This is a genomic window from Mycobacterium sp. MFM001 (genome assembly GCF_003402475.1).
In the GTDB taxonomy this organism is placed as follows: Bacteria; Actinomycetota; Actinomycetes; order Mycobacteriales; family Mycobacteriaceae; genus Mycobacterium.
Window position 1 is genome coordinate 45,979 of the sequence record NZ_BFAB01000007.1, and the last position, 24,858, is coordinate 70,836.

Genomic DNA, 24,858 nt, shown 5'->3' on the forward strand with positions numbered 1-24,858 from the left:
CCAGCGTGCGGTTGTCGTCCAGACGTGCCGATTCGAACATCGATCAGCGCCGCTTGAACAGCGCCGGCTTGCGAACCTAAACCAATACCTGCCGTGAAATCAGGCCTGGCGACTTCCAGCCCCGTTTTGAAGCCATCGCGACTGGCTATCCCTATTACGTGGACACAGCGCTGCCGCCTGTGCTCACTGTCCGGGGGGGCGGCTCTAAACGTAGCTTCTCAGCGGGTCACGATGTGGTCATCGGTCGTGACCTCCGTGCAGACCTGCGCATTATGCATCCGCTGATTTCACGTGCGCATCTGCTGCTGCGCTTCGATCACGGCCGCTGGCTGGCGATCGACAACGGCTCAATGAACGGCACGTTTGTTCAGAATCGCCGGGTACGGGTGATTGACATCCACAACGGACAGCAGATCAACATCGGCAATCCCGACGGGCCATGCCTGACGTTCGAGGTTCAACCGGACGGGCAGATGGCGGGTAGCTCACCGCAAACAGTGCCCGCGCGCGCCGTTCAACCATCGGGGACGTCGCGGGCCCAGATGAGCGCCCATCCCCGAGGCGGGTTCAGGGCCATCCAGTCACCGCCACCACGACGACAGCCGACGTATCCAAGCAGCAGGAGTCAGCGCCCGCCGGCGCGCGCGACTCGGCCAGCACCGGACCTGTCGAATCTGACAACGAGGGTGCTCCGGGCTTTGCGGCCCGGGAGCGAGGCGTCCCAAAAACCGGCCGGTTGCACGACGATTGGTCGCGCCACTGACAACGACGTCGTGGTTTCCGACGTGTTGGCGTCACGCCATCACGCGTTCCTGGTGGAGACACCGAACGGCATCGAGATCCGGGACGCGCACAGCGTCAACGGGACATTCGTGAACGGAGTGCGGGTCGGGTCCGCCGTGTTGAGCGAAGGCGATGTGGTGACTACCGGCAACGTCGACTTGGTCTTCAGTGGCGGCGTGTTGACTCATCACACCGAGGCCGGCACGCGCACCGGTGGTCTGGAGGTCGACGGGGTGCACTTCGCGATTGATGGGAAGGAGCTACTCGACAACATCTCGCTGACTGCTCGGCCAGGCACCCTGACCGCCATCATCGGTGGGTCCGGGGCGGGCAAGACCACCCTGTCACGGCTGATCGCCGGGCACACTTGCCCCAGCTCCGGCTCGGTCACCTTCGAGGGACACGACATCCACCGCGAGTACGCCTCGCTCCGCACCAGGATCGGGACCGTCCCGCAGGAGAACATCGTGCACCGCCAGCTGACCGTGAACCAGGAGCTGGGCTACGCGGCCGAACTGCGGCTGCCGCCCGACACCAGCAAAGCGGACCGCGCCGAGGTAGTCGCGAAGGTGCTCGACGAACTCGACTTGACCGAGCAGGCCGATACCCGGGTCGAGAAGTTGTCCGGTGGGCAACAAAAACGCGCTTCCGTCGCACTGGAGTTGCTCACCGGGCCATCGCTGCTGATCCTCGACGAGCCGACCACTGGTTTGGACCCCGCACTGGATTCGCAAGTCATGATGATGCTGCGGCAGTTGGCTGACGCTGGTCGCACGGTGCTTGTGGTGACACACTCGGTGTCCTACCTCGACCTGTGCGACCAGTTGCTGCTGCTGGCGCCCGGCGGAAAGACGGCGTTCGTCGGGCCGCCCGACGAGATCGGCCCAGTCATGGGCACCACCAACTGGGCCCAGATCTTCCTCACGGTGGGGGCCGATCCCGACGAAGCCAATCGGCGCTTCTTAGCTCAACGGCGGCCGCAGCCGCAGGTTCCGAAGGAAACGACGCCCGCGGATCTCGGGGAACCTGTGCGCATCGACGTGCTGCGCCAGTTTTCCACGATCGCGCGCCGCCAGGTTCGGCTGGTCATCTCCGACCGTTGGTACACGGTGTTCCTGGCGGTGTTGCCGTTCATTTTGGGGCTGCTCGCGCTGACTGTTCCCGGGAAGACCGGATTCGGCCTGGCTGACCCGCACGGTAAAACACCCGCAGAACCCGCGCAGATCCTGGTCTTGCTCGACGTGGGTGCTGTCTTCATGGGAACGGCGCTGACGATCCGCGATCTGGTCGGGGAGCGTCCGATCTTTCACCGGGAACAGGCGTTTGGCCTGTCGACACCGGCTTATCTGATGGCCAAGATCGCAGTGTTCACCGGGTTCGCGATCATCCAGTCGGCGATCGCGACGCTCATCGCCGTGCTCGGCAAAGGCGCCCCGACCCATGGAGCTGTGCTCCTTGGAAATGGCAGCTTGGAGTTGTTCGTGGCCGTTGCGTCGACGTGTGTCGTGTCGGCGATTATCGGACTGGTCCTGTCGGCGCTCGCGCGGTCCAGCGACCAGATCCTGCCGTTGCTGGTGGTGGCGATCATGGCCCAGTTGGTGTTCTCCAGCGGAATGATCCCGGTGACCGACCGGGCGGTGCTTGACCAGCTGTCCTGGCTGACACCGGCCCGTTGGGGCTTCGCGGCATCGGCGTCGACGATCGACTTGAACACCGTGGAGCCCGGTCCGTTCAGCCCGAAGGACAGCCACTGGAACCACACGACGGGTGCATGGCTACTCGACATCGGCATGCTCGCGGTGCTGGCAGCGCTCTACGCCGGCTTCGTGTGGTGGAAGATCCGGCTCAAGCGTCACTCTGCCGCTAGATGAAGTCCACGGCCTCGAGGGCGATGTGAACGGTTCGTATCAAACGGTTTTCGCTTGCAAACGACGGGCGGTGGCCGTTCCGCCTGCCGACGGTGGGGATTGTGGCTGGCCTGAATCAACTATGCAGTAGGCGATCTGTTCGACCGTGACGTGCGCCTCGATCGACAACCTTCGCAACAGTGCCGACGCCGCATCCGCATCTACACCGAACCGGTCCGTCAGCGTGTCCTGCGCCTGCCCGATGACATCCACCGACATCCTCGCGTCCCGCTGCTGCTCGCACGGGCGGCTCTGATCGTGTACGTGGGAAGTGGTCGGATCGTAGATCGCATAGCAGGTCGCACACATCCGCCAAGGTGTCCCGTTGGTATCGGGCCATTCCGGGATGACAGCGCGAATCTCCTCGATGGTGCGGCGTTCTGGCCCACTGCTTGTTTGTGGCGCTAGCGTCTCCCTCAGTCCACCAGAGGTCAGCATCTCGCAAATACCTTGGTGGGCTGCCGTATTCATCCGCTCGGACAACTGCAGCAGGGCACCCTCGCCGGCGCCATTCGGCAGGCTATAGGCCAGTTTCCGTAGCGTGACCGCGTACTCGCGCAATTCCCCGCGCACCCATCCCTCGACGGCACGGACGACGTCGCTACCCTGCAATGACCGATGGCCGTCCGCGGAGGTTGGTGCGGGCAGTTGGCTCGTCGGCGGGCGCGTCCGGTGTCCAGCGCCATTCGTTTGCAACACTTGAGCACCCCTCAGCCGGTCGATACTTACGTCAGGGACCGGGTCCGCATTGACCTGGCTGGGTCGGCCGCCGATAGGCCTATAGCATCGGCACGCCGCATTTGACGGTGGTCCAGTTAACCTGCGACTCGCTGCCTCCAGAACTCGCTCCCAGCAGCAAACGGGCCGTAGGTGAGAGACTAATCACTTACCAACCAGTCGACAAGCGCCCCGGGCAGAAGTCACTCATTACGATGACGGCAGGTAAGTAGTTGACGCTGTAACCTGTGGCCGTGGCTTTGGTAAGCCAGCCCAACACGCGTGAGCGGCTGTTGGACGCAGCGATCACCCTGTTTGCCAGGCAAGGCTATGCCCAAACCTCGATCGCACAGATCCAGCAGGAATGCGGACTGGCGGCAGGCTCGGGCGCGCTTTATAAACACTTCTCTTCGAAGCGGGAGCTCCTCGAAGCGGCGACCGGCCGCTTTGTGGACCGCCTTGCTAACGACGGAAAGCGCCTCGACAGCGAGCCGTCAAGCAACGCCGAGCAAGCGCTTCAACGCGCTGCGACGCTGATATGGGACGGCATCGACGACAACGCGCGCTTGCTGCGGATCATTTTCCGGGAGCCCATGTTCCCAGAACTTGCCGATCAGCTGTGGTCGGCGATCACCGCAAATGCCTATCAGCGCTTCGCCGCTGGGCTGCGTGCCGCCGCCCACGCTGGGACGATGCGGATCCCCGACCCCGACGCAGCGGCCGCGGTGCTAGTGGCATCGTTGGCCTATTACCCGATGGTCCGGCTGTTGATCGGCCATACGCCCGGCAACATCGACCAGGAACGCTATCGGGCAGCCTGGATCGAGCATGCCCGAACGTTCCTCAGACACGCCCGAGACAAGCCGGTCAGCGCTAGTCACGGATAGCTGCAAACTTCCAAAGACGTTCGGCACAATTCCGCCCACGCATCCTGCTCAAGCCGGTTAAATCCGATTATGAGTCCCAGACGCAAGGCGGGTTCCACCAAGATTGCCGTCGGTTCTCGCGTTCGAACAAGCAACTCGAAGACGGGGGTAGTCGTCGAGGACTTCGGCGATCTGGCCGGTGAGCAAGTGACCATCGACCCTGACCGGACCGTTCAGGCGCGCCGCTGGGCCGTCGGGCTCGACGACGGAAGCCTTGCATTCCTTGATGATGACTCCCTGACAGTGGTCGACTAAAGCGTCGTCATTCACGTCTTGCGGAGCCGGGGGACATCGCCGGGCGCACGTGGCAACGCATAAAGAGCCATACGACGATTCGCCATGTCGTGTTCTCCGAGGAAAACACAGCCGCTGCTCTCGCAGAACCGGCGCGCCATTGTGTTTCGGTGGTCCGGGTCGAACATGATCCGTCGACACAGCGGCTCGGCATTGAGCACGCTGGCCACAAAGTAGGGCAGGACGAATTTGGCGATTCCCTTGTTCATGATTCCCAAATCCGCGATCCCGGCGTGTATGCCCAGATCGTAGGGATCGCAATCGTAGCGGGTGGCGATGGAATCCTTTGCAGCGCGGTATAACTCGACGTAAGCGTGGTCTTGGCCCTCCATGCTGGCGATGAACGGCCGCGAATAGCTCCCGTCGAGCTGGGCGCATAGGTAACGACGCCACCGCGACGGCGGCCAGACGTACTCCCACGCTTCGGCCAAGTGCGGGCGGCTCATCCATTCGGCCAACATCTCCGCGTCGGCGTCGGGATCGGCCAACCGAAACGAGTACGGTGCGGGCACCTCTGCCTTGCAAGGCGGCGACGGGATATTGCGGATCTCGTCGGACAGATCGGTCAGTTCCCGCGGCAGGATCACGTCCTGCTCGTTGGATTCAGGTTTCGCTGCCGTATCGGATCGGGACGTCATCGCTTTATCGCCTCGCGAAGACTCTTCGGCCGGATGTCCGTCCAGTGCTCCTCAACGTACTGCTGACAGTCCGAGCGGCTGGCTTCGCCGTATACCTGGCGCCAGCCGGCCGGAATGTCGGCGAAGGTTGGCCACAGGCTGTGCTGCTCTTCATCGTTCACCACGACGACGAAGGTGCCGGTCTCGTCATCGAATGGATTGGTGCTCATCATCTCTCCTAGCAGGGTCGGTGGTCGGTATCTCGGTGCCCAGCACCCGATCGGAAAGCAGTCCCAGGCAACTCAAATTAGGGAAGCCCGGCCCCTGGTTCAGTCCAGCGAGGTTGGGCAGAAACAGCTTTGGGGCAACTCCTTCTACGGCGAGGTCGTAGCCGATCGCTTCTTGCAAGCGTTCGCCGCTCAGTGGTCCGCCCAGCCCGAGTTCAAGCAGATCGAGTGCATCCTGGCTGAACAGCGTGCTGAACCACATCGCGTCGACACCTGACCCGTCGATGACAAGGTCGAACCCGTGCACGGTTTCGAAGTTTTCGCTACCCCGGTCTGTGCTCAACGTGAGCCGGATCTGCCCGTCGCGAGCGACCGCATGAGCGACCCGACCGCGCAGGTGCCGGATCCGATCATCGGCCATCAGCAGCTCCTGCACGCTCGACGAGAACACTCCGCGGTCGGTGCGTGCGATCGCGTCCCGACGTTCGTGCAAGGTCAGCGTGGTCCAGTGTGTTGGATCAGAAAACAGGGAATTCTCGAAGAAGCTTTCCCCGCGGGTGAACAGGGTGACCTGTGGCGAGATCACGGTAATCGTCGAAACCGGATGTCCGCGAAGCTCGTTGAGCATGGCTGCGGCGGTCTCCCCGCCACCGATCATGGCGACTCGTTCGGCGGTGATTCGGTCGTGTTCTGCCGCGCGGTGCCAGAACTGCGCGATCGACAACACCCGCGGATTTCCTGGCAGCAGGGTCCGTTCCGCTTGGCCCGGCCCGGTGATCATCAGCGCATCCGCGTCAATGACGCTGTCCGGCGTGTGCAGCGCCCAGCGCTGGCCGGCGACGGCGATCCGTTCGACCTCGCCGTACACCACGGCCATCCCGATTCGCTCGGCGACCCAACGCAGGTACTGGCCCCACTGGCGATGGGTGGGCGCCGGGCGACAGCGGTCGATCCAGTCGGCGAACTGACCGCTGGCAATCAGATACTCCTGCCAGCTGTAGCGCGTCATCCGCTCGTCGAGTTCGGCGTTGCGGCGCGGCACCAGCGACGAGCGATAGGGAAAGCCGATGTCCTTCTCCGGGCTGGTGCCCAGGCTTTGGGCTCCGTTGGTCCAGCCGCCGCTGGCCTGCCAATTGGCGGCCACCCCGGTACGTTCGACGGCAATGACGTCGGGTGTGTCGACGCCCATCTCACGAAGCACCGACGCCTTGGCCGCGAGAGCCACCGCCTTGGCTCCCGCGCCGAGCACCGCCAGTGTGGTCACGGCACCGTCTCCTGTAGCGACTCTTCCCAGAGTGCTTGCAGTGCAGAGATGTCCGCGTCGCAGAGGATGTCGGGCAGTGCACGCCACTGCGTCAGCAAGATCTGCTGGTCTCCCGCACCAAGCAGGGTGGCCAAAATGACCAGCTCGTAACGCACCGCGGCGTCGGGTGCCGGCAGCTCCGGCAGACCGGCGAGCAGCCCCCGGTCGAGTCGCAAGCCGCTGCCGGCATCGCCGACGTCGGTGCGGCCCAGATAGTTCAGCAGCAGGTGCGGCCCTGCGTACTTGTCGAGTTCCGGTGCGGTGCAGGCGCGCATATAGCGCAGCAACCCGTAATCGACTCCGGCGCCGGGGATCGCGGCCAACTGTTCCTTGATCCAGAGTGGGTCTGTGGACTGCACCCGCAGCGGATAGATTGCACTCAGCAGGCCAACCGTGTCGGTGGTGTCGATCTCGCCGAACTCCGTGTCGTGAACCACGGCGTCGGCACGGCCGTGTGTTTCCAGCGCCAGCAGCGGCGGGGGAGTCGGCTGGCGGCGGTTCTGCCGCCACCGAGTCACTGTTCGCGCCGCCGCGCCGACCAGCAGCTCGAATATCGGCACATCCGACTCAAGGAGTCGACGGGTGAGTTGGGCGTCGCTCGCGGCGGATCGGACCACCAGATCTCGAGCCCGGTCGCGCTCGGGTTGTACCGGTCGAGCCCCTAAGCCGGGATCGTCGCCTTCGAGCTGTGTGATCCAAAACTGCTCGGTGTCAAGCGTTTCAGCGCGCTGAATGAGTGCTTGGGCCCACTGGCGGTAGCTGGTGTGTTCGCGGATCGGCGCCGGCGTGTGCCCGTCACGCAGCGCGTGCAGAGCGGCGTCGAGTTCGCCGAGCACCACCCGCCACGACGCCGGGTCCATGGCCAGTACATGGGCGGCCAACAGCAACACTGGTCCTCCGCTCGGCGGCCGCAGCAGCACCGCCGCCAACATCGCACCCTGTTCGGGGTCGAGGCTGTCCAGCGCGCGTTGAGCATGGTCGGTGACCGTTGTGGGGAGATCGTCCGATACCGCTCTCTCGGTGAGGATGTCGTCGGCCGGTGCCGGCAACAGTGTCATCGTGGTGCGGTCCAGTCGGGTGCGCAGCACCTGATGGCCGTCGACGATGGTGGTTAGCGCGGTCCGCACCTGGTCGGCGGTGATGCCCTCGGGTAGCCGGATGGCCTCAGTCTGTGCCATCCGTCGCGGCTCGCCGTACTCATAGAGCCAATGGGCATTGGGCAGCAACGGAATTGGTGTGTCACTGTCGTCGACCTCGCGGGTGGCGCCAACGGATTCGGAGTCGATTGCGGCGGCAAGCTCGCGAACCGTGCTGCACTCCAGGATCAGCCGGGCACGCAGCGGGATGCCGCGGCGGCGGGCCGCCTGCACCACCGAGAGCGCCAGGATGCTGTCCAGCCCCAGCTGCAGGAAGTCGGTCATCACGTCGACCCGCGGAAGCTGCAGCATCTCGGTAAGCAGTTCGGCCAGTGCGGCTTCCGTTGGTGTTTCTGGTGTGCACGCCACCGTGGCGGCGGAATCGACGTCGGCCAGCGCGGTCTCGTCCAGCTTGCCGTTGGGAGTCAGCGGAATGTCGTCGACGACGACGATGCGCTGCGGGACCATGTAGCGCGGCAACCGTTCGCCAAGCATGCCGCGGAGTTCTCCGGCGGTGGGTTTCGCGCCGTCGGCGGCGGCCGCATAGGCGGTTAGTCGTGCACCGTCCTGCTGCTCACGCACCAGCACATGCGCATGCCGTACCGCGGGATGCGTTTCCAGCGCGGCGGCGATCTCGCTTGGTTCGACGCGGTAGCCCCGGATCTTCACCTGCGTGTCGGCGCGGCCCAGGTACCGCACCGAACCGTCGGGCTGGCGGCGCACCAGATCGCCGGTGCGGTACATCCGCTCGCCGGGCGCAAAAGGATCAGCGACGAATCGCATCGACGTCTCGCCGGCTCGGCCGAGGTAGCCGCGGGCCAGTTGCGCGCCGGCCAAGTACAACTCGCCGGGTGCGCCGTAGACCACCGGGCGCAGACCGGAGTCCAGTACGTAGCAGCGAGTCTGTTGGGTGGGACGCCCGATTGACGGCTCGTCGTATTCGGCGATACTCGCAACCACCGCCTCGACCGTGGTTTCGGTGGGGCCGTAGCAGTTGTAGGCCGCCATAGCGCTGCGGGCGCACGCGTTTCGGATCGCGTTCCACGTCGGCGCGCCGATGGCTTCGCCGCCCAACGCCAGCACGGTCAGATGCGCGGCGTCCAGCAAGCCGAATGCCCGCAGTTGCGCGAACATCGAGGGCGTGGTGTCGATCATGTCGATGCGGTGGTTGATGATCGTGCGAACCAGCGCCTCCGCGTCGGGCTGCGTCTGCTGGTCGACGACATGCACGGCGTGCCCGTCGAGCAGCGCGACCAGTGGCTGCCAGGCGGCGTCGAACGCGAACGACCAGGCATGCGCGATCCGCAGCGGGCGGCCCAGCCGGGCGGCGGCGGGCCGCAGCACGGCCTGGATGTGGTCGTCGGCGTAGGCGCTCAACGCGGCGTGAGTTCCGATGACTCCCTTGGGTTCTCCGGTTGTCCCCGAGGTGAAGATCACATAGGCGGCTTGGTCGGGTTCCACCTCGACGGGACGGAAATCGGCGGACTGATCGTCGGCGGTAGACAGCAGATCCTCGTCGGCGACGATGCTCGCACCCGTCTGTCGCAGGATTGACTCCACCCGCTCGGAAGGCATGCCAGGTTCGAGCGGCACACACATGGCGCCGGCCTTCAGTGTCGCGAGCATCGCGATGACGAACTCCGGGCCCCGCGAAAGGCGGATTGCCACTGGCGTTTCCGGCCCGGCGCCGCGGCTGTGGAGTAGTGCAGCCAGGCGGTTGGCGGCGGCGTCCAGAGCGGCGTAGCTCATTGTGCCAAGCGGCCAGCTGAGTGCGACGGCATCAGGTTTAGCGGCGGCGATCGCGGCGAAGCGGGTGTGGAAACCGGTGGCTGCGCGGGCCGGCGGCGTCGCTGCTGCCCGCACCGGCTGCGCCTCGTCGTCGAACAGCACGCTCACCTCGCGCAGCGGGCGATCCCACATCGACAGCAGCCGCTCGGCGGTGGCGAGCACGCGGCGGCCCAGCATGGCGCCGGTCGTCGCGCCGAGCGCACCGTCGAGCACTTCCACCAGCGTGACCAGTTCCCCGTCGGCCATGTGCGCGGCGACCGCGACCGGAAAATGGGTCACGCTCTCCAGCCCTGCTGGCTGGAATGTCACACCGCCAGCGGACAAGTCGCCACCTTCGACAAGACCTGCGGTGGGAAAGTTTTCGTAGACAAGCAGGGTGTCGAACATTTCGCCGAGGCCGCCCAGCGCTCGCAGCTGGGCGTGGCTCAGGTAGCTGTGATCCCGCAACATCGCCGCATCTCGTTGCACCCCATGGCATTGCCTACCGACGTCGCCATCCGGGTCGAGCCGCACCCGTAACGGGACGGTGTTGATGAACAGGCCGATCATGCTTTCGACACCGGACAATTCGGGCGGACGGCCGGACACCGTGACCCCGAACACCACGTCGTCGCGGTCGGTGAGCCGCGAGAGCACCAGCGCCCAGGCCATCTGCATCAGTGTGTTGACGGTGATGCCGCGGTCTCGAGCTCCCTCGGAAAGCCGCGCGGTGGTGTCGCGGTCGGTGCGCAGCTCGGTACGCCGGGGCAGCCCCCTGCCCGGCGCTTCGGTGCCCATCGCCGCCGTGAGCAGCGTCGGGCCGGACAGGCCGGCCAGGTGTTCACGCCACACCTGCTCGCTGTCCGAATGATCGCGGCCGGCAAGCCAGCCGATGTAGTCGCGGTATGGCCGCGGCTCGGCCGGCAGCGCGTGCACGTCACCGCCGGCCCCGTACAGGGCAATCATCTCCGCTGCGAACACCGGCAGCGACCAGCCGTCGATCACGATGTGATGCGCGGTGATCACCAAACGCCAGCGGGCATCTGGTAATTCGATGAGCAGGAAACGCATCGACGGCGTGCGCTCGAAGTCGAACGGCCGACGTCGCTCCTCGGTCTCCAGTTGTTCGATATCTTCGGGCGCGGCGCTGACGTGTCGCCAGGGCAGCTCGACTCGAGCCGGAACGATCTGCACCGGACGCGGGATGTCGCGGCTGACGAAGCTGGCCCGCAGATTCGGGTGCCGCTCCAACATCTTTGCCGCACAATGCTTGAGCAGCTCGACGTCGAGCGGACCGGAGATGTCGGCGGTCATCCCGATCAGGTAAGGGTCGTCTTCGCTGAATTCGCCCAGTGTGGTCAGCGAGTACAGCCCCTCCTGTAAGGGGCTGAGCGCCATGACATCCTCGATGCCCGGCGGTGCACCAGCTTCGGTGGCGGTCATGGCTTCTCACCCTGAGACGACGTCCACGATTGGGTCACTGCAGCCAGATCCTCGGCCGACAGTCCCGAGGTGCTCATCGGCGCGTGCCGGGTATCGATCTCCGCGCCGTCGGCCCCCGTCGCGCTTGCGTGGTCGACGGCGGCGGCCAGCAGCTGCACGGTCGGGTTCTCGAACACCATCCGCGGCGTTACGTGCATGCCGGCGTCTTTCGCCCGGGCGGCCAGCTGCACTGACAGAATGCTGTCACCGCCGAGCGCGAAGAAGTCGTCGAAGCGCCCCACCCCCGGGGTGGACAGCAGCTCGGCGAACACCGCGGCCAGCGCGCGTTCGGTGCCGGTTTGCGGCGGCTCGGCTTCGCCCGTCGTGCTCACCGCCGGCTGCGGCAGCCCGGGCCGATTCAGTTTGCCCGACTCGGTCTTGGGCATCTCGTCGAGCACCGTGATCGACGACGGCACCATGTATCCCGGTAGCACCGAAGCGGCTTTGGCGCGGACCGCCGACGCGAACGCCGCCTTGGCCGCGTCGTCGGTGATCGGCTCTTCGGGCACCACATAGCCGGCCAACGTGGTGCTGCCCTGCAGCTCCCAGGTGCGCGAGGCCGCAACCGCCACCCCGTCGGCCGCCTGCAGGGCGGCATCCACTTCGCCGAGTTCGACGCGGAAACCGCGTACCTTCACCTGGTGATCGGTCCGCCCGACGAACTCCAGTCGGCCCTCTTCGGTCCAGCGAGCTCGGTCGCCGCTGCGGTAGAACCGCACTCCGGGTTGGTCGGCATACGGATTGGCCACGAACCGCACCGCGGTCAGTCCGGGCCGTTTCCAATAACCTCGAACCAGTTGCCCACCGGCATAATACAATTCACCGACCACGCCGACCGGCACCGGCGCCAGGGCGTCGTCGAGCAGATACACCTGCGCATCGGGCATCGGGGTGCCCAGGATCGGGACCGGCGGAGTCAGCGGTCCGCGGACCAGTGCACCGGATGTCTCGGTGGCGCCGAAGTTGTTCAGCAACTCCGGTGTTGCGGCGTCGCCGCGCATCGCCAACAACCGCTCCTGCAGCGAGGTCGTCAGCGGCTCGGCGCCGCACACCAGCCGGGTCAGCGATCGCAGCGCGTCGGGCCACGAGTCGACGACCGTCGAGACCAGGCTGGGCACCGCCGTCACTTGAGCTATCGAGTGACGCCGGATCAGCGACGCGAGTGCTTCGGGGTCGCGGTGCTCGGCGTCGTCGGCCAGGATCGTGGTGGCCCCCGCCGCCAGTCCGCCCAGCGTTTCCATGCAGCCCTCGAGGAATGTCCAGGAGGCCTGCGCCAACCGAACGTCGTTGCCGGGCACCGGGTAATTCCATACCTGCCAGTTCAGCCGGGTGGTCATCGCCCGATGGGTGCCCAACACGCCCTTCGGTTTTCCGGTCGATCCGGAGGTGAAGACCAAATACATCGGGTCGTCTGGATGCGCCGGCCGCAACGGCTGTAAAGGCGTCCCAGCGGCCTCCATGGCCTCCTGCACCGCAGGATCGTCGAGCGAAATAAAGGTGACCCCAGGGGATTCGGGCATGGTGTCGAGAGCTTCGGTTGTCACGACGACAACCTGTGGCGCGACGTCGTCGAGCATGAACTGCTTGCGTGCAGGTGGATAGCCAGGGTCCAGCGGGAAGAAGCCGGCTCCGGCCTTCATGATGCCGACCAGTGCGACCACCATGTCGATGCTGCGCCGCGTCGACAAGCCGACCAATGATCCCGGCCCGATGCCGCGACCGGCGAGCAGCTGCGCAAAGTTGTCCGAACGGCGGTGCAGCGCAGGATAATCGATCTGTTCGCGACCACAGCGAAGGGCGATGCGATCGGAGCCACACTTCCGGCTCGGTTCGAGTAGTTCGGCGATGGTGAGTGGACGGTCGGCGGGCGGCTCGGCGCCGCGGCTCCAGTCGGTCAGGATGCGTTGCCGCTCCGCGGCGTCGAGCAACTGCACGTCGCGCAACGTCACCTCGACGTCAGTCGCGAAGGCGTCGACGACCTGTGCTAGCCAGCCGACCAGTCGCTCGATGGTGCTGCGGCGGTACAGCTCGGTGCGGTAGAGGATGTTGCCGTGGTACCCGGTGTCGGTGGCGAAGAAGCTGAAGCTCAAATCGGCATGCGCCATGTCGAATGCCGGCTCCAGCGCGGTGAATACGGTGTCACCGTCCGGACCGGTGTCGATCACCCGCTCGGCCGGCAGGTGATCGCGGACGTGGACGACCACCTGGAACAGCGGGTTGCGCGACAGCGACCGCACCGGGTTGACCGCATCGACCACCCGCTCGAACGGCAGATCCTGGTGAGCATAGGCGCCCAGCGCCGTTTCCCGGGCCCGCCCCAAAACCTCCCGCAGCGTCGGGTTGCCGTCCAGGTCGTTGCGGAGCACCAGGATGTTGATGAAAAAGCCGATCAGTTGGTCGAGTTCGGGCTCGGTGCGCGCCGCGATCGGGGTGCCCAACGGAATGTCCACGCCGCCACCGGCTTTGTGCAACACGACCGCGACCGCCGACTGCAACAGCATGAATTCGGTGATGCCCAACTCGCGGCTCAGCTCGGCGAGCTTGCCGCGGGTCTGCGGGTCGATGCTGAATTCGACGGAGTCACCGGCACCGCTGGGCACCGGCGGGCGCGGAAGGTCCGGCCGCAGCCCGGTGTCTTCCGGTATCCCCGCCAACTGTCGCGTCCAGTATTCGCGCTGCATCGCTGCGATGCTGGGCTCCCCGCCGGCGGGCTCGGCCAGCAGTGCGCCCTGCCAGGCGGCGTAGTCGCCGTACTGCAGCGGCAGCGGCGCCCAGGACGGCTGCTGCCCGCCGTGCCGCGCCCGATACGCGGTCAGCAGGTCGGCGAACAGCACCCCGCCCGACCAGTGGTCGATGGCGATGTGGTGCACCACCAACGAGACCACGTGCTCGTCGCCGGTGTGCAGCACCGCTGCCCGGATCGGCCATTCGTGGTCCAGTGCAAAGCAGTATCGGCGCTCGGCGTCCAGCTGCGTCCGCACCCACTCCTCCCCGTCGCCGGTCGCCTGTCGCACCGGCACTTCGGCCGCAGGGTGGACCACCTGGTATGGCACACCGTCGATTTCGGTGTAGTTGGTACGCAGGATCTCGTGACGCGCCACGACGTCGCTGACCGCGGCGACGAGAGCGTCGATGTCGCATGGCCCGCTCAACTTGGCGGCAAAGGGGATGTTGTTGGCGTCGCTGGGCCCCTCGATCTGGTAGGCGAACCAGGTCCGCAGCTGTGATGCCGACAGCGGCAACGGGCCGTCGTGCGACGTCTTGACCAGTGTGGGCCGCTTGATCCTAACCGCGCCCGACTTCAGCTGGTCGATCCGTTCGGCAACACGTGCGACCGTGGTCAGCTCGAACACGTCGCGGATACCGAGTTCGACGCCGCACTCAGACCGGATCGCGGCGACCAGCTTGGTGGCCACCAGGGAATGGCCGCCGAGGTCGAAGAACGAGTCGTCGGCGCCCACCCGCTCGTGGCCGAGCAATTGGGCGAACAACTCGGCGATGCGCCGCTCGCTGTCCGTTGTCGGCTCACGGTATTCGGCGGCCGCGGCGATCTCCGGCTGCGGCAACGCGTCACGGTCGATCTTGCCGTGCGTGGTGATCGGGATTTCGTCGAGCACGACATAGGCGGCCGGCGTCATGTAGTCCGGCAGCGCGGCGGCCACCCGCGCCCGGATGCGTTCCACGTCAACGGTTTCGGCGTCACCGTCGACCGGGGTGACATAGCCGACCAGGCTCTTACCCAATCCCGGCAGGTCGGCAGCGATCACCACGGTCTGCCCGACGCTGGGATCGACCGAGATCGCCGACGCGACCTCGCCCAACTCGATCCGGAAGCCACGAATCTTCACCTGCTCGTCGGCGCGGCCGACGAATTCGATGTCGCCGTCGGCGTTACGCCGGGCCAGATCTCCTGAGCGGTACAACCGGCCGCCGGGCCTGAACGGATCGGCGACGAAACGCTCGGCAGTCAGCGACGGCCGATTGTGGTAACCGTGCGCCATGTGTGTTCCGCCGAGGTAGATTTCGCCGATCACCCCGACCGGGACCGGCCGCAGGGCATTGTCGAGCAGATGCACCTGCGTGTTGATTTTGGGTTTGCCGATCGGCACGATGCGGGTGCCCTGGGTGCCCTCGACCGGGTAGCTCGTGGCGTTGACGACAGTCTCGGTCGGCCCGTAGAAGTTGTACAGCGACGCGTCGAAGGTGGCGTGGAACTTGTCTGCGATTTCACCGGGCAGCGCCTCGCCACCGACCGGGACCCGGCGCAGCGTGCGCCACTGGTTGACACCCGGCAAGGACAGAAACAGCCCGAGCAGCGACGGCACGAAATGCATCGAGGTGATGCCTTCGCGATACAACAGGTCGGTCAGATACCCGATGTCGCGCAGGCCGTCTGGTCGCGGGATCACCAGTCGCGCGCCGCAAATCAGTGTGCCGAAGATCTCGGCGATGGACACGTCGAAGCCGGGGGAGGCCACCTGCAGCAGCCGGTCGGTCTCGTCGACCTGGTATGCGTCGCCGAACCAGACGAAGTACTCGGCGATCGGCGCGTGCGGCACCGGCACACCTTTGGGCAGGCCCGTCGAACCGGAGGTGTAGATCAGGTAGGCGGTGTTGTTCGGCCGCAGCGGCCGGACCAGCTCCTCGGGGGTCGGGTCGGTCGGAGCGTACTCCGACAACTCCGTGACCGGCTCTCGCAGAATAATTTTGGCTTCCGCGTCGTCCAGGATGAACGACAGGCGATCCTCCGGATAGGTCGGGTCGACCGGCAGGTAGATCGCACCGGCTTTGAGCACGCCCAGTCCGGTGATGACCAGTTCGGGCGACTTGTCGAGCACCACGGCGACACGGTCCTCGGTGCCGACACCCTGCTCGATCAGCCAGTGCGCCAGCCGGTTTGCTTCCTCATTGATCTCGCGATAGCTGTATTGTCGGCCCTCGTAGACCACCGCGACGGCGTCGGGAGCCTGCGCGACCCGCTCGGTCATCAGCGCGGTCAGAGTGGTGGGCGGCGTGGAGAATTCCTCGCCGGTAGCGGCTCGGCGCAGCCAGTCCCTATCGGCGTCACTCAACAGGGACAACGCCGAGACGTCGGCGTCAGGGTCCGCCAGCGCGCTGTCCAACAGGATGGCGTAATGCTCGAGCAGCTGCCGGGCCAGCGGCGCGTCCAGCACTTCCACCAGGTACTCGGCGTCGACCAGAGCACCGTCGGCTGCGAATTCCACCATGAAATTCAGTGGTAGCTGGGTGAATTGGCCGCGCAACTCGCCGCGCCGGCATTGCACCCCCGGCGGGCAGAATCCGCCGCCGTCGGGTTCACGAAACCCGAAGCCGACTCGGGTCAGACGCTCCGCGCCGTGGCGACGGTCGGGATTCAATTCCCGCACCAGCCAGTCGAAGTTGACACGCTGATGGGAGAAGGCCCCGGCTGTGGTCTCGCGGGTCTGCGCCAACAGGTCGCGGAAGGTCTGCCGCGGGCGCGGCCGCGTGCGCATCACGACGGTGTTTCCGTAGTAGCCGATCGCGTTTTCGGTGCCGTCACCGCGATTGTTCACCGGCGCGGCGATCAGGAAGTCGGTGGCGTGGGTGTACCGGTGAATCAACGCAGAGAACGCGGCCAGCAGCACCATGTACGGGGTGGCACCGCTCTCGCGGGCCAGGGCTGCCACCCGCTCGACGGTGGCCGCGGGCAACCGCAGCGACTCGCCCCGTGACCGCCAGGTGCTCGGCACCACCGAACCGTTGGGGCCCGGAAGTTCCAGCGGCTCAGGCAAGTCCGTCATCCGCGGCCGCCAGTACGCCAGATCCTCCTCGAGGTCGCCGCCGGCAGGCGGAGACGCTGGTTCCATCGGGGCAGCATCGAAACGATCCGGGTCGGCATACGCGCGGACCAGGTCGGTGAAGAACGGCGCCCATGACCCGTCGTCCCAGGCGATGTGGTGTGCAGTGACCAGCAGCATCACTTCGTCGGGGGTCAGGCACACGACCGTGATGCGCAGCGGCGAATCCGCGGCCAAGTCGAAGGGCCGGCGGAACTCCCGCTGCGCCAGCACTTCCAGTCGCAGCTGCCGGGCCTGCTCGGCCAGCCCGGACAGGTCGTGTTCGGTCCAGCCGGGCCGCAAGTCGTCGTGCACAACTGGATACGGGTCGCCGTTGTCATCGGTGTGATACGTGGTGCGCAGCACCGGATGGCGGGACGCGACGGCGTCCACTGCCCGATGTAACCCTGCGACGTCGACAGCGCCGGTGATGCGGTAGGACATGCAGACGTTGAGCAGTGCACTGGTCGGGTCGATCGATTGTACGAACCACATCCGGAGCTGACCCGCGGACAATTCGCCCGTCGCGCCGCCAATGCGTTTGCGCTGCAGCAACTCCAAGCGCTGTTCATTGAGCGGGGCGTCAACGGTATCGGTCACGTGAGAGCTCCTCCCTTTCTCCCATGCCCGCCCTTCCCGATGTCACCGGCCGCGTTGGTGGGCCCGGTTCGGTCTGCGCCGTCGTCGGAGGGGGCGGACCGCAGCACATCGATGAGTTGGGCGCTGGTGATGCCGCCGAGCAATTGCGTCAGCGGAACCGCGTGACCGATCGCCCGGTCCAGCCGTTTTCGCAGATCGACTGCCAGTAAAGAGTCCAGGCCGAGATCGACCAGCGGCGCGTTCACGTCGACCGACGCCGGATCGCCGGCTCCCAGCAACGTGGCCACCTCGGCGCGCACGACCTGGTCGATCGGTCGCTCCCCGGCGTCGTCGCCGACGGGCTCGGCTTCCTGGACGGCAGTGGGTGCAGCGAAAGGCGTGAGGAATCCCTGGCTTTCGAAGAAGAGTCGCAGCCGGTCGAAGTCGGCGGCGAGTATCACCGGGTCGCCGTCGTGCTGGCAAAGACTCGCCGCGACAGCTTCGTCAGGATCCATCGGGACCAGCCCGGACCGCTCGATGCGGGCGATCTCGTCGTCACTGGCGATTTTGGTGTCCCGCCACAGTCCCCACCGCATCGAGGTGGCGTCCAGCCCCTTGGCCCGCAGCTGGGCGGCCAGGACGTCGAGCATCCGGTTCGACGCTGCATAGGCACCGTGTCCGTACCCGCCCCATAGTCCGGATACGGAGGAGCACGCCATGATCCGTGCGTCCCGCCGTAGCGGCCACGCTTCCGAGACCCGCGCCAGCCCGGCAACTTTGGCGCCGAACATATCTGCGAAGTCGGCCCCGGTAAGGCGATCGTGCGGGCCGAAAGTGGCGGTTCCGGCGGCGTGGATCAGCAGTGACGCGCCGTCGCCTGCATGCTCCGTCGCGGCGAGCCGCACCGAATCGGTGTCGGTGATATCGCACGTCGGCGCGCGCACGTCGACGTCGTGTCCCTCGCGCAGCCGGTCTATGTCGGCCTGCTCAACACCCTTGCGGCTCAACAGGATCACCTGGCGGGCGCCGTGGTCGACGCAGTGGCGTGCATACGCGCGGCCGATGGCTCCACTGCCGCCGGTAATCACGACGCTGTCCAGCAGGGTTGCGTCGAATGCGCGCTGCGGCATGGGTTCGTGAGATTCGCGCAGCCTGCGAACATAGCGTCGCGGCTCCCCGTTGCCGCTTTCACGCAGCGCCACTTCGTCGGCGTCGCCAAGGAACACGTCGAGGCAGGCGAGCCCCTCCTGTGCGGCGATGTTGCGGCTGGGCAGATCGAGGTGGCCGAATGTCTTGTCGGGGAATTCGAAGCCGATGCTGCGGTGCATCGCGGCGAGCGCCGCCTGTGCCGGCAGCCCGGCGGGTTCACCGGGCTGCACCTGTTCGCCGCAAGCGGTGACCAGCCACACGGTGCGGCACTGCGGACCCAAAAGCCGACGGTAATCCGGTGGGCGCGCGTCGATCAAAGCTTCGCTCGCGGCGACCGCGTCGGGCTGCTCGAACGCGGGGGCGATGATCACGGCGATGTCCGCGTCGTCGGGGGCAGCCAGCATGCAATCGTCGTGTGACCCAATGGCATCCGTCAGCCGCCGCGCTAACGAGCCTGCGGCGGCGCCGGGTTCCACAATCGCGATACGGCGGTTTGCCTGCCTCCTGGTCCCCGCTTCGTCAGTCGGCTCCCACTGCTCGTATGCCACTGCGATGGCCTTACCGGGCAACGGCGGTAACGGCTCTCGTTTCGCCCAGAAATGCACCGCATGCATCGGCGCGTTGGGAAAGCCGCGCAGCGGTGGATGGCCGCCGACCCCCGCCACGTCGGCCCATCGGTAACGGGGATCAGCCAGCGCGGCGGCGGCAATGTTGGCGGACAACTGGTCGGTGACGGGCTCACCGCGGGTACCGGATCCGACGAGCACCGTCGACTCGTCTTCGACGAGGTCGGTCAGCGCGGACAGCAGCGACGGGTGCGCCGACAGCTCGACGAACACATTGACGCCTCGTTCGATCGCCACTGCAACGGCGCGGTCGAACCGGACCGTGTTGCGCAGATTTCGGCACCAGTAATCGGTGAAATCGGTGCCGGCTCCTACCACCGCCCCCAGCGTAGAACTGACGAACTCTATGGGCGCATCTTTGAACGCCGCCGCTGGGAGCAGCTCTTCGAATATCGGCCGCAACGGGTCGAGGGCGCTGGTGTGCCCCGGATAGTCGACGGCAATGGACCGGGCGAAGATCCCGCGCTCTTCGGCGAGGCGCACGGCCGCGTCGACCGCGTCGCGGTCGCCGGAGAGCACCGTCGAAGACGCAGCATTGACGGCCGAAACTTCCAACCACCCAGGCGTTGTGGCTATCAGCCGCTCCGCTTCATCCACATCGACGCCCAGCACCGCCATGCCGTAGCGGCCGGGCAGCCTACCCACCACGGCGGCTCTGGCTCCGACGACAGCGACCGCGTCTGGCAGCTTTACGGCTCCGGCGACATATGCGGCCGCCGCCTCGCCGAGACTGTGTCCCACCGTGATATCGGGAAGAACGCCGCACGACCGCCAAACCTGTGCCAAGCCGACCGAATGAGTGAACTGCGCACCTTGTATCTCGACCTGTGACCAGCCCTGCTCGGCCGGGCCGTTCACGAGGTAGGGCAGCGGAGACGGCATGCCGGCGGTGACGAACGCTTCGGCGCAGCGGTCCGCCTCGGCCCGATAAATGGGCAGCTCTCGATAGGCGTCGGCCCCCATCGACGGCCACTGGTTGCCCTGGCCGGGAAATACGAAAGCTGTTCGGGCCAAGGTGTTTCCCGACGACCTGGCGACCAGGGGATGCTCATCGCCGTCAGCCAGCGCGCGAAGGGCGGTGGCGAGCTCGGCGACGTCGCCGGCCCGTACCACCGCGCGGTGGCGGCGCAGTCTTCGCATTCGCAACAGCGTGGAGGCCACCCCCGGCACGCAGGTCACTTTCGGCGCGCGGCCCAGGAATTCCAGGATCGCCGCGGCGTCCTGGGCGACCAGGTCCTGCGCGTGCGCGCTGAGCAGCACAGGGATACGGCGGTCCGGGAAGCGGGAGGCGGCCATCATACGGACTCCGGAACAGACACGATGGCGTGCGCGTTGGTGCCGCTCACGCCGAACGCAGAAACCGCGGCAAGCCGCTGTCCGTCCACGGCGGGCCACGGTGTCAGCTCTTGGGCGAGCCGCAGACCTTGCTTGTCCCAGTCGATCTCGTGACTTGGCTCGGCCGCGTGGAGCGTGGGCGGCACCGCGCCGTGTTCGGCAGAGACCAGAAGCTTTGCCAGACCCAATGCGCCCGCGGCGGCCTGCGCGTGGCCCACATTGGACTTGACCGACCCCAGCAAAGCGCCGCGGCCGGGTTCGGTCGCGCCGTATGTTTCCGACAGTGATCGCAACTCGGTACGGTCGCCGAGGCGGGTGGCGGTGCCATGTCCTTCGACCATCGTGATGTCTTCGGGGCGCACTCCGGCCTGGCAGATGACGCGTTCGAAGAGGCGCTTCTGCGCGTCGCCGCTGGGGGCGCTGAGCCCCGCGCTACGGCCATCCTGATTGACCGCGCTGGCACGGATTTCCGCGAGAATCCGGCGGCCGTCGCGCAGCGCGTGCGATTTACGTTGCAGCACAAATATTCCCGCACCCTCGGCCCACACAGTGCCGCTGGCCTGTGCGCTGTAGGGGCGGCAGTGCCCGTCGTCGGACAGCGCCTGTTGTTTTGAGAACTCGACAAAGTAGCCTGGTGAGCCCATCACGCAGACTCCTCCGGCCAGTGCCATGTCGCAGTCTCCGGCGCGAACGGCCTGTACCGCGACATGCAGCGCGGCAAGCGCCGAGGTGCACGAAGCGTCGATGGTCAGAGCCGGACCGGCCAAGCCGAGCGTGTAGGCGATTCGCCCCGAGACCACCCCGAGCGCAGTTCCGCTGAGCAGATGTCCCGTGTGCCGAGAGAACTCGGCCATCTCCGGCCCGTAGCCGGTCATGGATGCTCCGATGTAACAACCGACGTTATGGCCCTGCAGATCGTCCGGGTTGATGTCGCTGTTCTCCAGTGCGCGCCAGGCTACCCGCAAAGCGACGCGTTGCTGCGGGTCCATCGTGGTAGCTTCGCGCGGCGAGATCCCGAAGAACCCGGGGTCGAATGTCGTTGCCCCGGTCAAGAATCCACCGGAGTCGTGAATTGGCTTGAAGCCGTCGCGGCGTGAGCCGGCCAAGAGATCTCGGATCGGCCAGTCTCGGTTGGTCGGGAAGGGCGACAACGCTTCTCGCCGCGCTGACAGCAATTCCCAATAAGCCTCGGCGGTGTCGATATCGCCGGGCGTCTCAAGCGCCATGCCGACGACTACCACCGGTTCGTAGTCGAAGACGGCCGTCACCCGTTGGTTAGACATCGATGGCTCGGCTGGCGACGGCGTTCTTGTAGTTTTGGTGGCACGGGAACGGTTCGACTTCCTCCACCAAACCGCTCGATGCGCTCACGATTCCCTCCCCTCCGCCATAAGCTGGGTCCGGGTTCGTACGGAACCGGCTCTTGGTCGGCCGGCGAGACGACGACCGGTCCAGTTGCGGAGTCGACGATCGCCCCCCCAGGCGCAGCCACGGCGTTCGTGTGCGTCGCGGTAGGGATACCCGCGCCGACTGGCGACAAACACTTGACGCGCAACCTCAACCGAAATTGAAACTGGCGTATGTGCAATACCGTGGGAAGGCGCCTGCTTGGCCCGGAATTCGAGGGGGGTGGTAAGGCCGCTAAAAGGCGCGCCGCGCAACAATTTTCGTTAGCGTCAACCAGGAGGCGACGCCTTGGCAAACGGGCGTTAAATGTCGGTGATGACGCGCCTCGGGACGGTGTTGACGTGCTCGTCGAGGTAGAAGTGTCCGCCGTCGAACAGCGACAACGTGAAGGACCCTCGGGTGTGATCGGCCCACCGTCGCAGTGACTCGGCGTTCACACGGCGATCATGTCGGCCGCCGATGGCGTGGATATCGGCGCGAATCCGGGTTCTGTCGCTGCAGTCGTAGCGGTTGAGCGCCTGGTAGTCGCAACGCGTCGCATGGGCGAGCAACTCGGCGAACTCCTCGTCGGCCAAAAGCCGCGGATCCGTCCCACCCATTTCGGCGACATCGGCGAGAACTTCCGTGGTGCTGGTCGGCAGGTCGGGCAGAGCGGAAACCGTCGACGGGGGCGGGCTGGCCGACACCCATAGCTTGTGCACCGCAATACCGCACTGCTCGACGATCCGGGCGAACTCGAAAGCGACCACAGCACCCATGCTGTGTCCGAACAACCGCAGTGGCGCGGCCCGGTGCCAGGGGCCCGCCTCGAACAATCCGCCGGCCAGGTCATGAATGGTTTTGGGCGCCGGGTGGTTGAGACGCTCGGCCCGCCCCGGGTATTGCACGACGAACGTGTCACTTCCCGCGGCCAGGGCCATTGCCAATCGCCGATAGCTGGCGGCCGCTGCTCCGGCGTGCGGGAAGACCACGATAGCCCCGCTGTTGGGCGCTCGGTTGGGTCCCGGCATGTGTTTGATCCACGGCGCGAAGGACGTCGGCGCGTTCGTTCTGTCCATTTTCATGTGTTCCCCCCCGGGGGTCCTGCCACTCGCGGTCGTGAACCGGCGTCTACTCGCGACAACCGCGGTCGCTGCGTGACACATCTCCAGGCTACACACCACGATCATGTGCAAGTGACGCCGAAGATCCAGACGTGGGTTTGCTATTCGACAGGCGTCGACGTGCGGCGAAGCGCGCGCAAATACCAACGCAAACCGGTTTGCGTTCGGCGTGTGCGGGTAGCTGTTCCGTTAGCGCGCCATAACAGAGCTCCGAAGTTGACCGGAGGCGCAACAATGCCAGTCCAGACATATGGGGCCCACCGCCGAGATACCGCGTTCGGCGGCGAAGCCCGGCGGGACAATCGGCTGTCGTTCATGGATCAAGCCATGTTCCTCACGCAGCGTGCGACTGGGCGCAACGCGATCGTCCAGTGCGTCTGGATTTACGAGCACCCCGTCGACTTCGAGGCTCTGAGGCGTTTCCACCATCATCTGGGCGATGGTTTGTTGGGACGGCGCATCGAACGCTCGCCTCTGCCGTTCGCCCGCCACCGCTGGGTTCGCGATCGGGGGCCGACCGATATGGATATCGCCGAGCGCGCCCGTCCGCGCGCCGAGCTCAGCGACTGGCTCGACGAGCGTGGACAACTCCGCGTGGATGCCGAGCGGGGTCCCGGCTGGCATCTCGGTGTTCTTCCGCTGACGGACGGCTCGACTGCGGTGAGTTTGGTGGCTTCGCATGGTCTCGTCGATGGTCTCGGGATTGTCGGCGCCGTCGCCGATGCGGCCGCCGGCATTACGCGCGACTTCGGTTATCCACCGCCGCGTTCTCGGACCAGGCTGCGTGCGGTGGCGCAAGACGCCCGCCAAACCGTGCAAGGCATACCCGAGGTCAGGCGAGCGATTGCCGGGGCGGCGAAAATGGCGCGTCGGCGTCCGCGCGATCAAACTCCCTCGCCACCAACGAAACTCATCCCCGTCCAGACCACCGACCGCGACGAACCCGTGGTGGTTCCGGCGGTCGCAATTCACGTCGATCTCGACGATTGGGACAAGCGCGCGAAGGCTCTCGGCGGCAAGAGCCATCATCTGGCGGCCGGTTTCGCCGCCAAACTCGCGGAGCGCATGGGCCGTCGACGTGCTGGCGACGGCGCCGTCACCTTACAGATCCCGCTCAGCGACCGTACCGAGGCCGATTCCCGTGCCAACACACTGTCGTTCGTCAATGTCGGCATCGACCCAGCCAGGGTGACTTCCGATTTGTCCGATGCCCGTGCGGCGATCAGACAAGCGTTCGAGACTTTGCGGCAAGCCCCGGAACAGGCTTCGCCCCTGCTTCCGCTGGCGCCGCTGGCGCCATTCGCACCGAAGCGGGCGCTGAAACGGCTCACCGAAGCGGCGTTCTGCTATGCCGATCTACCTGTGGCGTTCTCCAGCATGGGCGACATGCCAGTAGTTGCCGGTCGCCCTGATGGCACCGAGGCCGAAATTGCGTTCGGGCGGGGGATGATTCAACGCGTCATGCGACATGACCTCGAACGCGCGTACGGCGAACTTGCCCTGTTCCTGCTGCGGACCGGCGGCAAGATGTGTATCACGGTCACCGCCTACCGACCTGGCGCCAAAAATTCGAAGTACGAATTGCGCGACTTGGTCGCCCGCACTCTGGCCGAGTTCCAGCTTGGGGGCGTGGTCGAGTAGTGCAGGCTGCGAATTAGTGGGTAACCGTCATCTCGTAGGA

General features: G+C 66.1%; 13 protein-coding genes. 4 read left to right on the forward strand and 9 right to left on the reverse strand.

The window, feature by feature from the left end; all coding sequences use genetic code 11:
- The first annotated feature begins 158 nt into the window (after window positions 1-158).
- Window positions 159-2,654 (forward strand): ATP-binding cassette domain-containing protein, encoded by a 2,496-nt coding sequence (locus MFM001_RS13695; protein WP_192886940.1) that lies wholly within the window; start codon window positions 159-161, stop codon window positions 2,652-2,654.
- A 36-nt stretch (window positions 2,655-2,690) separates the two neighbouring features.
- Here the strand turns inward: MFM001_RS13695 and MFM001_RS13700 are convergent, their stop codons facing one another.
- Window positions 2,691-3,302, reverse strand: coding sequence for an ANTAR domain-containing protein (locus MFM001_RS13700; RefSeq protein ID WP_116375832.1), 612 nt, complete (start codon window positions 3,300-3,302; stop codon window positions 2,691-2,693).
- A 359-nt stretch (window positions 3,303-3,661) separates the two neighbouring features.
- Between MFM001_RS13700 and MFM001_RS13705 the strand changes: the two genes are divergently transcribed.
- The gene (locus MFM001_RS13705) at window positions 3,662-4,294 is read left to right on the forward strand and encodes a TetR/AcrR family transcriptional regulator (protein WP_160118013.1); all 633 of its coding nucleotides are present in this window, start codon (window positions 3,662-3,664) and stop codon (window positions 4,292-4,294) included.
- 69 nt (window positions 4,295-4,363) lie between these two features.
- Entirely contained in the window at window positions 4,364-4,588 is a 225-nt protein-coding gene (locus tag MFM001_RS13710) for a hypothetical protein (protein ID WP_192886941.1), read from the forward strand.
- An 11-nt stretch (window positions 4,589-4,599) separates the two neighbouring features.
- On the opposite strand, the gene MFM001_RS13715 is transcribed toward MFM001_RS13710, so the two are convergent.
- The 8 genes from MFM001_RS13715 to MFM001_RS13750 all read right to left on the reverse strand — a co-directional run bounded on the left by MFM001_RS13715 (window position 4,600) and on the right by MFM001_RS13750 (window position 23,138).
- The gene (locus MFM001_RS13715; RefSeq protein WP_116375834.1) at window positions 4,600-5,265 is read right to left on the reverse strand and encodes a GNAT family N-acetyltransferase; all 666 of its coding nucleotides are present in this window, start codon (window positions 5,263-5,265) and stop codon (window positions 4,600-4,602) included.
- A complete protein-coding gene (locus tag MFM001_RS13720) occupies window positions 5,262-5,474 on the reverse strand; it encodes an MbtH family protein (RefSeq protein WP_116375835.1) in 213 nt (70 codons plus the stop codon). Before MFM001_RS13720 ends, MFM001_RS13715 begins: the two co-directional genes overlap by 4 nt.
- A complete protein-coding gene (gene mbtG, locus MFM001_RS13725) occupies window positions 5,452-6,735 on the reverse strand; it encodes an NADPH-dependent L-lysine N(6)-monooxygenase MbtG (RefSeq protein ID WP_116375836.1) in 1,284 nt (427 codons plus the stop codon). The genes MFM001_RS13720 and mbtG overlap by 23 nt, the downstream gene beginning before the upstream one ends.
- Window positions 6,732-11,120 (reverse strand): non-ribosomal peptide synthetase, encoded by a 4,389-nt coding sequence (locus MFM001_RS13730; RefSeq protein ID WP_116375837.1) that lies wholly within the window; start codon window positions 11,118-11,120, stop codon window positions 6,732-6,734. Before MFM001_RS13730 ends, mbtG begins: the two co-directional genes overlap by 4 nt.
- Entirely contained in the window at window positions 11,117-17,578 is a 6,462-nt protein-coding gene (locus MFM001_RS13735; protein ID WP_116375838.1) for a non-ribosomal peptide synthetase, read from the reverse strand. The genes MFM001_RS13730 and MFM001_RS13735 overlap by 4 nt, the downstream gene beginning before the upstream one ends.
- Window positions 17,575-20,628 (reverse strand): mycobactin polyketide synthase MbtD, encoded by a 3,054-nt coding sequence (gene mbtD, locus MFM001_RS13740; RefSeq protein WP_116376080.1) that lies wholly within the window; start codon window positions 20,626-20,628, stop codon window positions 17,575-17,577. Before mbtD ends, MFM001_RS13735 begins: the two co-directional genes overlap by 4 nt.
- Window positions 20,628-21,950 carry a polyketide synthase gene (locus MFM001_RS13745; protein ID WP_116375839.1) on the reverse strand — a complete coding sequence of 441 codons (1,323 nt, stop codon included), beginning with the start codon at window positions 21,948-21,950 and terminating at the stop codon, window positions 20,628-20,630. Before MFM001_RS13745 ends, mbtD begins: the two co-directional genes overlap by 1 nt.
- Before the next feature lie 426 nt (window positions 21,951-22,376).
- Entirely contained in the window at window positions 22,377-23,138 is a 762-nt protein-coding gene (locus MFM001_RS13750; RefSeq protein ID WP_116375840.1) for an alpha/beta fold hydrolase, read from the reverse strand.
- Between the two features lie 273 nt (window positions 23,139-23,411).
- On the opposite strand from MFM001_RS13750, the gene MFM001_RS13755 reads away from it, so the two are divergent.
- Window positions 23,412-24,818, forward strand: coding sequence for a hypothetical protein (locus MFM001_RS13755; RefSeq protein WP_371685537.1), 1,407 nt, complete (start codon window positions 23,412-23,414; stop codon window positions 24,816-24,818).
- The last annotated feature ends 40 nt before the right edge of the window (window positions 24,819-24,858 follow it).

Excerpts from the sequence above, each read along its gene's own strand:
- MFM001_RS13750 (WP_116375840.1), bottom strand. The coding sequence starts at position 23,138 with ATGAAAATGGACAGAACGAACGCGCCGACGTCCTTCGCGCCGTGGATC.
- MFM001_RS13730 (WP_116375837.1), bottom strand. The coding sequence starts at position 11,120 with ATGACCGCCACCGAAGCTGGTGCACCGCCGGGCATCGAGGATGTCATG.
- MFM001_RS13715 (WP_116375834.1), bottom strand. The coding sequence starts at position 5,265 with ATGACGTCCCGATCCGATACGGCAGCGAAACCTGAATCCAACGAGCAG.
- mbtD (WP_116376080.1), bottom strand. The coding sequence starts at position 20,628 with ATGGCCGCCTCCCGCTTCCCGGACCGCCGTATCCCTGTGCTGCTCAGC.
- MFM001_RS13755 (WP_371685537.1), top strand. The coding sequence starts at position 23,412 with ATGCCAGTCCAGACATATGGGGCCCACCGCCGAGATACCGCGTTCGGC.
- MFM001_RS13710 (WP_192886941.1), top strand. The coding sequence starts at position 4,364 with ATGAGTCCCAGACGCAAGGCGGGTTCCACCAAGATTGCCGTCGGTTCT.
- MFM001_RS13720 (WP_116375835.1), bottom strand. The coding sequence starts at position 5,474 with ATGAGCACCAATCCATTCGATGACGAGACCGGCACCTTCGTCGTCGTG.
- MFM001_RS13745 (WP_116375839.1), bottom strand. The coding sequence starts at position 21,950 with ATGTCTAACCAACGGGTGACGGCCGTCTTCGACTACGAACCGGTGGTA.